Origin of the sequence: Lonsdalea britannica (genome assembly GCF_946477055.1) — a bacterium.
GTDB classification, from domain to species: Bacteria; Pseudomonadota; Gammaproteobacteria; order Enterobacterales; family Enterobacteriaceae; genus Lonsdalea; species Lonsdalea britannica_A.
This window is the reverse complement of record NZ_CAMKXG010000073.1, coordinates 1-13887: the sequence shown is the minus strand read 5'-3', so window position 1 is coordinate 13887 and position 13887 is coordinate 1. Positions and strand designations below refer to the sequence as shown.

7 protein-coding genes are annotated in these 13887 nt (G+C 55.2%); 4 read left to right on the top strand and 3 right to left on the bottom strand.

Going from position 1 to position 13887, the window contains the following annotated elements; genetic code table 11:
- Positions 1 to 19: 19 nt before the first annotated feature.
- Positions 20 to 607, bottom strand: coding sequence for a GNAT family N-acetyltransferase (locus Q7O77_RS07210; protein WP_304164977.1), 588 nt, complete (start codon positions 605 to 607; stop codon positions 20 to 22).
- Positions 608 to 900: 293 nt separating this feature from the next.
- Between Q7O77_RS07210 and nifJ the strand changes: the two genes are divergently transcribed.
- Together nifJ and Q7O77_RS07200 are read left to right on the top strand one after the other, a co-directional pair.
- On the top strand, positions 901 to 4434 hold the full coding sequence (gene nifJ, locus Q7O77_RS07205; protein ID WP_304164975.1) for a pyruvate:ferredoxin (flavodoxin) oxidoreductase: 3534 nt from the start codon (positions 901 to 903) through the stop codon (positions 4432 to 4434).
- A 297-nt stretch (positions 4435 to 4731) separates the two neighbouring features.
- Complete coding sequence (locus Q7O77_RS07200) at positions 4732 to 5883, top strand: L,D-transpeptidase family protein (RefSeq protein ID WP_304164972.1); 1152 nt, start codon at positions 4732 to 4734, stop codon at positions 5881 to 5883.
- A gap of 179 nt (positions 5884 to 6062) precedes the next feature.
- On the opposite strand, the gene Q7O77_RS07195 is transcribed toward Q7O77_RS07200, so the two are convergent.
- Positions 6063 to 7073: an AI-2E family transporter gene (locus tag Q7O77_RS07195; RefSeq protein WP_304164970.1), complete on the bottom strand. Its 1011-nt coding sequence runs from the start codon at positions 7071 to 7073 to the stop codon at positions 6063 to 6065.
- Between the two features lie 739 nt (positions 7074 to 7812).
- Between Q7O77_RS07195 and Q7O77_RS07190 the strand changes: the two genes are divergently transcribed.
- Positions 7813 to 8367, top strand: coding sequence for a hypothetical protein (locus Q7O77_RS07190; RefSeq protein ID WP_304164967.1), 555 nt, complete (start codon positions 7813 to 7815; stop codon positions 8365 to 8367).
- 567 nt (positions 8368 to 8934) lie between these two features.
- A complete protein-coding gene (acs, locus tag Q7O77_RS07185) occupies positions 8935 to 10893 on the top strand; it encodes an acetate--CoA ligase (RefSeq protein WP_304164963.1) in 1959 nt (652 codons plus the stop codon).
- A gap of 48 nt (positions 10894 to 10941) precedes the next feature.
- Here the strand turns inward: acs and Q7O77_RS07180 are convergent, their stop codons facing one another.
- A complete protein-coding gene (locus Q7O77_RS07180; RefSeq protein ID WP_304164960.1) occupies positions 10942 to 12588 on the bottom strand; it encodes a Na+/H+ antiporter in 1647 nt (548 codons plus the stop codon).
- Positions 12589 to 13887 lie beyond the last annotated feature (1299 nt).

The window sequence follows — 13887 nt, the reverse complement described above, 5'->3', positions numbered from 1 at the left end:
CTAAAATTATCACTACGGTTTACCCCGCCAGCGCATTATCTTGTTGCGATAGTGACGCGTCCTCAGAGGCAACTTTCAGGTAAAAAGCGACCCATTCCTGTCGTTGTAACTCGGCGATATACAGATGCTGACTGCCCAGCAGCTGAAATCCGCTTTTCAGCAGCACCTTACCGGAAGCGGTATTACCGTCTTTATGACAGCCATATAACCGGTCCAGACCGAGTTGCCCAAACGCGAACTGACATATCGCCAGACAGGCTTCTGTGCTGTAGCCGCGCCCCCAATATTCCGTCCCCAACCAATAGCCGACCTCTGGGTAATGACTATCCAGCGCCGACAGCGAAATCGCGCCCACGACCTCTCCTCCTTGCCGCAGACACAGAGCGAACGTCACGCTTTTTCCGCTTAGCCAGTTATCGTCCAGAGACGCAATCCACGATCTTATGCGAGACTCGGGACAAGGATAAGGAATATGCACGGCCATAGCGGCGATGCGCGGGTCACTTTCCAGCAGTGCGAACAACGCTTCAGCGTCGCCATCCCGCAACGCTCGCAGCACCAGATGCGGTGTATCAATGATCGGCTGTGGTGGCTTTTCTCTCGTCATAATGTCTACCTTACTCGCGCTCCCCACAGAAATGAACGGGGCAGTAAGGATTCAGTGGCGACAGAGGAAAAAACAGTTCCCGTATTCGTCGCAAGGATGAACGTTTTCGCCGGACCTGTTATGATCCGAAAATGGTTCGTCTCGCTGTAACAATATTGCTACATACTGTCTGCAGTTGGAATTGAACAGATTTTTAAGACAACTCCGCGCACAAACGGCTGTATAACGATCAGTCCTAGCGGTGATAAAACCCGCCCCACAAGGTAATTCGCTCAGCAATTGAAGGTTAAGTCATGATCACCACCGACGGTAATAACGCAGTCGCATCCGTGGCCTGGCGAGCTAATGAAGTTATCGCCATTTACCCCATTACGCCCAGTTCGACCATGGCGGAGCAGGCGGCAGCCTGGTCCAGCGAAGGCCGCCGCAACCTGTGGGGAGACACGCCGCGCGTGATGGAAATGCAGTCGGAAGCCGGCGCCATCGCGACCGTGCACGGCGCACTGCAAACCGGGGCCCTGGCGACCTCTTTCACATCGTCGCAGGGACTGTTGTTGATGATCCCGACGCTGTACAAACTGGCCGGTCAGTTGACCCCCTTCGTCCTGCACGTTGCCGCCCGTACGGTTGCAACCCACGCGCTGTCCATTTTCTGCGACCATTCCGATGTGATGGCCGTACGCCAAACCGGCTGCGCCATGCTGTGCGCCAGCAACGTTCAGGAAGCGCAGGACTTTGCGCTGATTTCTCAGATGGCCAGTCTGAACAGCCGCTTGCCTTTTATTCATTTCTTTGATGGTTTCCGGACCTCTCACGAAATCAACAAGATTGAACCGCTGAGCGACGAACAGATCCTGCAGCTGCTGCCGCAGAAGTCGATTGATGAGCATCGTGAGCGAGCGCTCACACCAGAGCGTCCGGTCATTCGCGGAACCGCGTCCAATCCGGATACCTTCTTCCAGGCGCGCGAAGCGACTAACACCTGGTACAACGATGCCTATCAGCATGTCGAGCAGGCGATGGATGACTTCGCCGCCGCCACCGGTCGTCAGTACCACCCGTTTGAGTACTACGGACACCCGGAAGCGACCCGCATCATCATTCTGATGGGCTCCGGCGTCGGCACCAGCGAAGAAGTCATTGATACGCTGCTCACCCGTGGCGAGAAAGTCGGTGTGGTGAAAGTCCGTCTGTACCGGCCGTTCTCCGCCCAGCACCTGCTGGACGTGATCCCGCAGACCGCTCAGAACATTGCCGTACTGGACCGAACCAAAGAACCAGGCGCGCTAGCCGAGCCGCTGTATCTGGATGTCATGACCGCCGTCGCCGAGGCTTTCTCTCGAGGTGAGCGCCCACTCATGCCCCGCGTGATCGGCGGCCGCTACGGCCTGTCATCTAAAGAATTTACGCCGCAGTGCGTCGAAGCCATATTTAAAGAGTTAGCGCTCGCCAACCCGCGCCCGCGCTTTACGGTGGGAATCTACGACGACGTGACAAATCTGTCACTGCCGCTGTCCGACCTGCCGATGCCGACGCAAGCGTCGCACGAAGCGTTGTTCTATGGTCTGGGCAGCGATGGCACCGTGTCGGCCACCAAGAACTCCATCAAAATCGTCGGTAATTCGACGCCGATGTTCGTGCAAGGCTACTTCGTGTATGACTCGAAGAAAGCCGGCAGCCTGACCGTATCGCACATGCGCGTCGGCCCAACGCCGATCAATTCCGCGTACTTGATCGAACAGGCCGACTTCGTGGCCTGCCACCAGTGGCAGTTCATTGATAAATACAGCATGGTCGAACGTCTGAAACCGGGCGGGATTTTCCTGATTAACACGCCGTACAGCAGCGAAGACCTGTGGCATCGCCTGCCGCAGGAAGTGCAGGCGGGGCTGAATCAGCGTCAGGCGCGCGTCTACTGCATCAACGCGGCCAAGATCGCACGTGATTGCCAACTGGGCGCGCGTATCAATACCGTCATGCAGATGGCCTTCTTCCACCTGTCGCAAATTTTGCCGGGAGAAGATGCGCGAGAAAAACTGCGCACCGCCATCAATAACAGCTACGGCAGCAAAGGCGTGGAGCTGGTCGAACGTAACTGGCGCGCGCTGGACGCCACGCTGGAAGCGCTGGCCGCCGTGCCGCTGGAGCCGGTCAACCCGAGCAGCCCGCAGCGCCCGCCGGTTGTCTCCGACGCCGCGCCCGACTTCGTCAAAACCGTGACCGCCGCCATGCTGGCCGGACTGGGCGATACCCTGCCCGTTTCCGCGCTGCCGCCGGACGGCACCTGGCCGACGGGCACCACCCGTTGGGAAAAACGCAACATCGCGGAAGAAATTCCGTTGTGGAAAGCCGACCTGTGTACCCAGTGCAACCATTGCGTCGCCGCCTGCCCGCATGCCGCCATCCGAGCCAAAGTTGTCCCGGCGGAAGAGATGGAGACCGCGCCCGCGTCCCTGCAATCGCTGGATGTGAAAGCCCGCGACATGCGCGGCCAGAAATACGTCTTGCAGGTCGCGCCCGAAGACTGCACCGGCTGTAATCTGTGCGTGGAAGTGTGCCCGGCCAAAGATCGTCAGAACCCTGAGATCAAGGCCATCAACATGGAGCCGCGCCTGGAGCACGTCGAGGAAGAGAAGACGCATTACGACTTCTTCCTGAAGCTGCCGGAAATCGACCGCAACAAGCTGGAACGCATCGACATTCGTACGTCGCAGCTGATTACACCGCTGTTTGAATACTCCGGCGCCTGCTCTGGCTGCGGTGAAACGCCGTATATCAAGATACTGACCCAGCTGTACGGCGACCGTCTGCTGGTCGCCAACGCCACGGGTTGTTCTTCGATTTACGGCGGTAACCTGCCGACGACGCCGTGGACCACCGATGCCAACGGCCGCGGCCCGGCTTGGGCTAACTCCCTGTTCGAAGATAACGCCGAGTTCGGTCTGGGCTTCCGTCTGAGCGTGGATCATCATCGCCAGCGCGCCCAGCGCCTGCTGAACCAGTTGGCGCCTCAGTTATCCACCGAACTGGTCGCGTCTCTGCTGGAAGAAAATATTAAAACCGACGACCGTCGCCAGCAGATCGAGCAGTTGCGCGAGCAGTTGGCCACACTGACGAGTCATGAGGCGCGTCAGCTGGCGGAAGAAGCGGATCATCTGGTCGAGAAATCCATCTGGCTGATCGGCGGCGATGGCTGGGCTTACGACATCGGCTACGGCGGTCTGGACCACGTCATGAGCCTGTCGGAAAACGTCAACGTTCTGGTGCTGGATACGCAGTGCTACTCCAACACCGGCGGCCAGCAGTCCAAGGCGACCCCACTGGGCGCAGTAACTAAGTTTGGCGAGAACGGCAAGCGTAAAGCGCGTAAAGATCTCGGCATCAACGTCATGATGTACGGACACGTCTATGTCGCGCAGATCTCGCTGGGCGCTCAGCTCAACCAGACGATAAAAGCCATTCAGGAAGCTGAAGCGTGGCCGGGTCCATCACTGATTATCGCCTACAGCCCGTGTGAAGAGCACGGCTACGATTTGGCGTTCAGCCACGATCAGATGCGTCAGTTGACGGCGACCGGCTTCTGGCCGCTGTATCGCTTTGACCCGCGACGCACCGCGGAAGGCAAACCAGCGCTGATGACGGACTCTCGTCCGCCGTCCGCCAGCTTGAGCGATACGCTGCTCAAAGAGCAACGATTCCGCCGCCTGAATACGCAGATGCCGGAAGAAACGGCCCTGCTGTATGAAGAAGCCGAGCTGGATCTGCGCCGACGCTATGACTTCCTGAATATGATGGCGGGCAAAGCCGAGAAAAATACGCAGGAATAACAGCTAGTAAGGCAATCTCTACGCCCTGCGCCGACACTCCGGCGCAGGGCGTTTTTTATGGTGGGCAGACTTATCGACCGCATCGCCCCCACCTGCCGACATCCCGGTCAGGAAGACATCTCACTCACTTTTTCATGCCAAAAATGAACCGCCGGGCTTGGGGGCTTCAAAAAATGTGATTAGTTACACATGTTGTTTCCCAATTAAGACGATCTGCCCATATAATGCGCACAGGTCTCTATTGACCCCAATAACCATTTCCGCCGGTATGGCTTCACACTCAATTAAGATCCCAACATGAGTATTCGTGCGATTCTGACGTTCGTTTTGGCTGCTGCCAGCTTTAGCCAGGCAGCTCTGGCCGTAGTCTATCCTCTGCCTACCGGTAAAAGTCGGTTGGTGGGTGAAAACATTAACTTTACTATCCCCAGCGATAGCACCCAGCCTCTTGAGCATTTCGCCGCCCAGTTCCAGATGGGGCTGAGCAATATGATGGAAGCAAATCCGGGGATTGATGTTTACCTGCCCAAACCTGGCAGCGACATTACAATCCCGCAGCAGCTGATCCTCCCGGATACGCCGCGTCAGGGGATTGTTATCAACAGCGCAGAGATGCGTCTGTACTACTACCCGAAAGGCACCAATACCGTCGTGGTACTGCCGATCGGCATCGGCGAGTTAGGCAAGGATACCCCGATCAACTGGGTGACCTCGGTACAGCGTAAGAAGGATGGTCCGACGTGGACGCCGACCGCCGCTATGCATGCCGAATACGCCGCGCGCGGCGAGACGCTGCCAGCCGTCTACCCGGCCGGTCCGGACAACCCGATGGGCCTCTATGCGCTTTACATCGGGCGCCTGTATGCCATTCATGGTACGAATGCCAACTTCGGTATCGGCCTGCGCGTCAGCCACGGCTGCGTACGTCTGCGTGCCGACGACATCAAATACCTGTTCGATCACGTGCCGGTCGGCACCCGCGTGCAGTTCATCAATGAACCGGTTAAAGCGACGACGGAACCTGACGGCTCCCGCTACCTCGAAGTTCACCACCCGCTGTCACGCACCGTGGAAGAGTTCAACGCCGACACACCGGTTCCGCTGACGCTGACGCCTGCCGTGACCCAAATTCTGGCTGATGCCAGCGTGAACGAAAGCACGGTTAATCAGGTGATTCATGATCGCCTGGGTATCCCGCTTAAAGTGAACGGCCCGGCCAACGATCCTGTATCACCGGCTGAGCCACAGAACGCTGCGCCAGTCGCGCCGCAGACCGTACAGCAGGCCGCGCCGGAAGCAGCGACGCCTGCCGCGCCAGAGGCCAATCCTCAGGAAGCGCAGCCGCAGTCTGATAACGTGCAACCGGAAACGACTACGCCGGATGCGACAGCAACACCGGAAGAAAACGACACCGCGACGGCGCCTTCAGAGCAGCCAAGCCAGTCTTAATCCCAACGTGAGGGCGGCGCACAGCCGCCCTTTTCTTCGCTTTAGCCTTCCCCACGCCAACTCTCTTTTTTACGCTCTACGGACTCGACAGGCTCAACGCTGAACGGGCTCAACAGACTGTGTGTGAAGGAACGTGCGCCAGAGCGGCCATCCATGAGTAAATGACCGCTATTCAGTGGTTAGATCAGCGCAGCCTGCTTCAGCTCGCTTTTCAGATAGGCGTAATAGATAGGGGCCGCGATCACGCCAGATAAACCAAAAGCAGCTTCAAATACCAGCATCGCCAACAAAATCTCCCAGGCGTGAGCTTTGATTCGCGTTCCGACGATCTGCGCATTCAGGAAATATTCCAGCTTGTGGATCAACATCAGGTATAGCAAAGCGCTCAACGCCGTCGGCAGCGAGATTGAAAGCGCGGCAATGAACACCATCGCGTTAGAGATCAAATTTCCGACCACCGGCAGCAGGCCGAAAACAAACGTCAGCACGACCAGCGTTTTTGAAAACGGCAGATGGATCCCAAAAGCCGGCAGGGCACCCAATATGAAAATAGCGGAAAGGACCGTGTTCACCAGCGAGATTTTCACCTGCGCGAAGACGATATTGCGGAATGACGCCGACAGCAGACTGATACGTTGCAGCAGCTCCATTTTAAGCAACGGCTTGTCCACTCGGTGATCGACGTTATACAACGAGATGATCGCCCCAAGGATCATGCCTATCAGCATCGTCACGAAGCCGTGCAGGAAGCTTTTCCCTAAGTTCTGCAAAATCGCCACGTGCTGTTGTAGCCACTGGATAACCTCTTGCTGGAGTTCTTCAACGCTGACCGGCAGGTAACCTGGCAGAAAAGTCATCATCTGGGATTGCACGTCACCCAGAATGTAGGCGATACGCGCATTGAAAACGCGGGTGTCCCTCATCTCCTGCATCAATAGTCCCACCAACGCTGCAAACGTGACGCTGAGCAAGCTGACGACCAGCGCGCTGATCACCGCGACGACCGCCAAACGGGCGCGCTTACCGCTGATGACCTTCTGAAAATGAGGCGTCAGCAGGTTAATAATTTCGTACACCAGAAAACCGGCGATAAAACAAGCTAGTAAACGCAGCTGAATCAACAGCAGCAATCCTCCCATGATAAAGACAAAACTTAACAATCGGGCTTGTTTCAAATTCAACAACTGCATGATGGCGTCCTGTGTCCGTAATGCTGCGTCAAAAGCATCGCCTTCCTCTGTTCACTGATACAGAGAACTCCGTAGAAAGATCGATGATCTGACAATGAAATGCTGTTTCTGCAATTATTCTTAGCGTTTTACCTCAGAAACACCAGCGGCAATTTGCCGCCGATCCTGGACCAACATCCGATCCGCCGCCAATACGACAGACGCCTGCGCTGGCTCTCCTCGCCATCGCCTTACCCTTACCGCTAACACGCCATATTAAGCCACCATGATAATTAATATCACTGGCAATATTAGGGTTATTGGTTATGAGGAAAACGATCAATTCATTAAAATATCCATCCGTTTTTACACGTTGTAATAACAGAATGACATCTCGCGGAATCATTTGACACACTAATTCAGGTTATGCCTTCGCTAACTTAATGAATAATAGAGAGGCGAGGGGGTGAGGTTGGCTCAGAAAATATTATTCAGGCCTGAAGATAACGAATAAGAATATTAGGAATAAGTAAATGTTATTTATGAAATACGGCGTGGAGATGTGTAAAGGCAGCGTGGTCAATTCCTTTTACTTACTTATTAAGTTCTCTAATTAGAAATGAAAGATTCATAAAACTTAGGTATAAACTTCCCAAAGGGCGGACGACAGCGATACAAAACGTATATCTGTCGTTCCCAGGAGAAATACCGCGAGGAATCAGAGTCAGGAAGCCAGACCCGGCTTCAAGAACACACCGCCATGATTAAGGATGATCAGCGACAACACGCGGCTTTCCACATTCAGCTTGGAAAAGGTCAGCGTGCTTATCGGCTTTTTCATAAAGCCGTCCGCAAGCAGATCGCAGCTGACATGCGTGCTCAGCATATGCTTGTCGGCGATGAAGTCCTGAAAGGCAAACCGCACATTGATAGGCAGTATTTCGTCAATCGACGCCGGATTGCTGGAATTCGGGCGCAAGCCAAAATGGGCGTTAAATGCAGAATTGGCGCAGAGAATCTTGCATTTTTCGTCAATGATGGCGACCGCCCGGCGGTCATTATGGATCGGTGTACTCAATATGCCGATGATGTCATTCCGCCCAAATATCAGACTCATTGTTTCCTCTGCTCTATATCAAGCTCTATAGAAAATGATAAAGCCAGGCATCAGTTCGGCCAGACAGAGATGGTCACCCTGATGATGGCAATCCTCAATCCGTCAGAAAACTTTCCGACAGATGAAAAAACAAACCGTGCCAAAAATAGCATCAAGCCTCTGAATTACGTAGAGCGACCTCTACCATTCACGCATTGATTTTTTGTGCTTATTTATAATGAATTAACAAATTATTTGTGAGCTATCCCTTAAAAGAATACTCATATGTTTATTACTAAAGCGAATTGAATATAGCTATCTTGATCATCGATGAAGCCTTTTCTATAGGCCCTATCCGAAGCACCGAATATACGCCACATTCCGTTAACGCGATCCGTTCATAAGTCAGGACCGCAGCACTATACCTCAATTCCTTTAAATCTAATCGGCCAAATAGGCGCGATCTTTACCCCATTTGATCGCATACGCCGATCAAATTCTTGTTAAGAATAGTTTAAATCAATGATTGTTAGGCAATGTAGCTTTTTAATTACAGGAGTAAAAAAATAATCTGTGTATTCAATTAAATGTGATGTTGATCACTATTTTTAAATCCTTTTTGACTGCCTCTTTTCTATCGCCATCGATTTATTCTGCCATCTGGAAACATTACCCATGCTTGAGTAATCCGTGATCCTCCGCCCAAAAAACAAACAAACTCGAATCCCAAAATGAATTTAACCATTTATTGACATATCGTTAACACAAAGATAAGGGAGATGCACGATGAGCCAGCACAAACACTATCCTGTCTCCACCCACACCGCAGACAAGGCGCTGATCACCGCCGAGCGCTACCGTCAGCTGTACCAGCAGTCCATTGACGATCCCGATTCTTTTTGGCGCCAGCAAGGAAGGATAGTCGATTGGATCAAACCCTACCAGTCGGTTAAAAAAACCTCATTCAACCCGGGGCATATCGATATCCGCTGGTTTGAGGACGGCACATTGAATGTGTCGGCGAATTGTCTGGATCGCCATCTACCGCATGCGGCCGACCAAAAGGCGATTCTCTGGGAGAGTGATGACGGCAAACGCACCCGAAGCCTGACCTATCGGGAGCTTCATCAGGCAGTCTGCCGATTTGCCAACGTATTGAAAGCACAGGGGATGGGTAAAGGCGATGTCATCACCCTCTATATGCCGATGGTACCCGAGGCGGCCATCGCCATGCTCGCCTGCGCCCGCATCGGCGCGATTCATTCCGTCATCTTCGGCGGCTTCTCGCCGGAATCCATCGCGGGCCGACTGCTCGATTCAGGTAGCCGAATGGTGATCACGGCGGATGAAGGGCAGCGCGCCGGTAAAACGATCCCGCTAAAACAAAACGTGACCGACGCGTTAAGCAACCCGCGGCTCAGTCAGGTAGAGCGGGTGATCGTGTTTCGGCATACTGGCAATGCCGTGATTTGGGAAGACGATCGCGATTGCTGGTGGCACACGTTGATGGATCAGGCGGACGAGGACTGTCCTCCGGTGGAGCAGCAAGCCGAAGATCCGCTGTTCATTCTCTACACCTCCGGCTCAACCGGCACGCCCAAAGGCGTGCTGCATACCAGCGGCGGCTATCTGGTCTACGCCGCCCTCACCTTCCAATACGTGTTTGACTATCATCCCGGCGATATTTACTGGTGTACCGCCGACGTCGGATGGATCACCGGTCACAGTTATCTGGTGTACGGACCGCTGGCCTGTGGAGCGACCTCGCTGATGTTTGAAGGTATTCCCAACTGGCCGGACGCCAGCCGTTTGGGACAGATCGTCGACCGGCATCAGGTCAATATTCTGTATACCGCTCCCACGGCCATTCGCGCGCTGATGGCGGACGGCGATAAAGCCATACAGGGATCAACGCGCCGATCGCTGAAGATCATCGGATCCGTCGGGGAACCGATCAATCCTGAAGCGTGGGAGTGGTATTACCATAAGATCGGCAATGGCGACTGCCCAGTCGTCGACACCTGGTGGCAAACAGAAACCGGCGGCATCATGATTACCCCACTGCCGGGCGTGACCGATCTCAAGCCCGGTGCCGCCACTCAGCCTTTTTTCGGCGTCAAACCCGCGTTGGTCGATGGTGAGGGTCAGATGCTGCAAGGCGAGTGCGAAGGCAATCTGGTCATCACCGACTCCTGGCCGGGACAAGCCCGTACCCTATTCGGCGATCATGCACGCTTCGAGGAAACCTACTTTTCTACCTTCAAAGGACGCTACTTCAGTGGGGACGGCGCACGTCGCGATAAGGACGGGGATTACTGGATCACAGGCCGTGTGGACGATGTGTTGAACGTTTCCGGGCATCGGCTGGGGACGGCGGAAATCGAATCCGCGTTGGTCTCCCACCCCAAAATTGCCGAAGCCGCCGTCGTGGGAGTGGAACATAGCGTTAAAGGACAGGCGATTTACGCCTACATCATGCTGAATCACGGCGAAAAACCGACGGCGGAACTGCATGAGGAGGTGCGCGCGTGGGTGCGTAAAGAGATTGGCGCGATTGCCACGCCCGACGTTTTACACTGGGCGGAAGCCCTGCCGAAGACGCGCTCCGGCAAAATCATGCGGCGGATCCTGCGAAAGATTGCCGCAGGCGAAGGTCATCATCTGGGCGATATCTCGACGCTGGCCAACCCCGGCGTCGTCGCACAGCTGCTGGAGGAGAAGCCGATCCCGGATGCGCCACTCTGATGAAACATCCCCGTGACGCCATGTCTCGCGCCACGGGGGATATCCCGCCTAGACCTTTTCGATCAGCACCGCTTCCAGCAGATCCAGCTCGCGCAGCATCTTTTGCAGCGTTTCATTGCTAATCTGCTGCGTGGCGCGCAGATGATAAAGTTCGGCGCGTTCCGCGTTGACGGCCGCCAGACGGAAGCGGCGCTCCAGATTTTCAATCGCAATACTGGCTTCCAGCTCATCATTGCCGGTGACTCGCCGACGCAGCATCCCGATGACCTGCGCACAGACCTCATTCAGCACCTGTTCATCGATATTATCCTCACGATCGGCGGCTAAACGCTCCTGCATTTTCAACAGGCTATCGATGGCGACTTTGGCCATCGCCGTCCGGGCCAGACGTTCCTCTTTTTTATGCGAGCTTTTGTCAGTCATTACAATGCCTTTGAGCAACAACGGCAGCGCAATGACCCCGCACATCAATGAAAACAGGATGACGCCGGTCGCGATAAAGACCAGCTGATAACGAGAGGGGAAATCACTGCCGTCGCTCAGCAACAGCGGGATGGATAGAACACCGGCCAGAGTGATGGCGCCGCGCACCCCGGCAAAAGAGACAATCCATAGCTCGCGAGAGGAATATTCCGCGAACACCATCGGGCGTTTGTTCTGGATATGCAGGCTGTAATGCTTCATCAGCCAGACCCAACAAAAGCGGAGAAGCAGCAGCGCGCAGTAGATGATGGCGATATCGGTAAACAGCATCCAGGTTTCAATCGTCGGGTCTCTCTGCGCCTGAACAATCGACTCTTCCAGCACGCTCGGCAGCTGTAACCCCAGCATCAGAAACACCATGCCGTTAAACACAAACTCCAGCATGGACCAGACGCTGTTGGCCCGCAGGCGCATGTTCAACGGCGCGCTACGCATCATGCCCGAGCGGCTGATCGTCATTCCCGAAGCGACTGCGGCCAAAATCCCCGACACGCCCAAATGTTCCGCAATCAGATAAGAGGCGAACGGCAACAGGAGCAGCAGCACAATTTGCGTCGCGGCGTCGTCATCGCTCCAGCGGCTGATCAACCCCAGCGATTTACTGTAGACCCAGGTAATCGCGATCCCCGCCAGCAGGCCGCCAAGAGCCACCTGCAGAAATTCCAGCGTGGCGCCGTGCACGGTAAACACCATCGTGCCCATGGCGATAGCAATGGCGAATTTGAGCGAGACCAGACCGGACGCATCGTTCATCAATGCTTCGCCCTGGAGGATCCCCATCAGTTTTTTCGGGATGCGGTCCTCGCCGACGATGCCGGACAACGCCACGGCATCCGTCGGCGACAACACCGCCGCCAGCGCGAATGCGGCAACCAGCGGCATATCCGGCACCATCCAATGAATGAGATAGCCCATCCCGACGACGGTGATAATGACCAGCGCCAGCGCCAGCCCGAGGATCTCTCGCATATGGCGCAGAAATTCTCTCGTCGGCGTCTTCCAGCCGTCGGCGAACAGCAGCGGCGGGATGAACAACACCATGAACAGTTCAGGATTGAAATCGACATGCAGACCAAATTTAGGCCAGGCCAACATCGCCCCGAGGGCAATCTGCATGAGTGGCAACGGTATCTGAAAGGGCAGAATACGCGTGATAACGCCGGACAAAGAAACCACCAGCGTCATAATCAGGATGGTGAAAAATATTTCCATGCTTTCCTTAATGCTTGCTGTAACCGATCAACGCGCTAACACCGGTGAATTGACGTGACATGTTTCTGGCGGGGCCGCGTAAGGAACAGGCCTTAAGCGTCGTTCGAGCGATGTCGTCATCGACCTAAGAAAATAATAACAGATGGAATGCGATGAAAAGGCAACGAAAAAGAAAAAACGGAAATGAACCTGTAAAAAAGGGGAACCTCATGTTCCCCTCTTGGTATGACGTCGTCTGAAACAGTATTACAGCGCCCAACCGCCGGCGTAGAACACCACCAGCGCAATGGCGATGATCACCGTGCCGACGTTCAGCTTGCGCCATTCGCCGGAGAAAACACGGCCCAGTACCAGCGAGCCGAAGCCCAGCATGATGCCGGTCACGATATTACATGTCAGCACGATGAAGACGGCGCAGACCAAACCGGCCATGGCGTCGACGAAATCGTTGAAGTCCAGCTTGGATACGTTGCTCAGCATCAGCAGGCCGACATACATCAGCGCAGGCGCGGTTGCGTAGTTCGGCACCAGATAAGAGAGCGGAGACAGGAACAGCATCAGCAGGAACAGCACGCCAACCACCGTTGCGGTCAGGCCGGTACGGCCACCCGCCGCCGTACCGGCCGCGGATTCAATGTAAACTGCCGCTGGCGAGGTCCCCATCAAGCTGGAGAAAATGCTGCTCACGGAGTCCGCCGTTAGCGCACGACCGCCGCTGATAATCTGGCCGTCTTTATCCAGCAGGTTTGCCTGCCCCGCCACAGCGCGGATCGTACCGGTCGCGTCAAAGACCGCCGTCATCACCAGCGCCAATACACTCGGCAGGACGATAGGCTGCAACGCGCCTTTGATATCCAGATTGAAGAACAAGGACTGGCCGGAGGCATCACTCAGGCTCGGCAGCGCGAACAAACCGTGGTAGGTCACGTTCGGATCGAAAATCAGGCCGAGTGCGGAGATGGCGATAATCACAATCAGAATACCGCCGGGAACGCGGCGTTTTTCCAGACCGATGGTCGCCGCCAGACCCAGCAGCGACATCGCCACCGGAAACGACGTGAACTGGCCCATCGCGACCGGCAGACCGGCGCCCGGATTTTTCACGACAAGACCGATGCCGTTGGCTGCGATGATCAACAGGAACAGGCCGATACCGATACCCGCGCCGTGCGCTACACCCTGCGGCAGGTTACGCAAGATCCAGGAACGGATCCCGGTCGCGGAAATAATGGTGAACAGCACGCCCATCATGAAGCTGTCTCTTATACACATCTCCGAGCCCACGAGACTAAGGCGAAC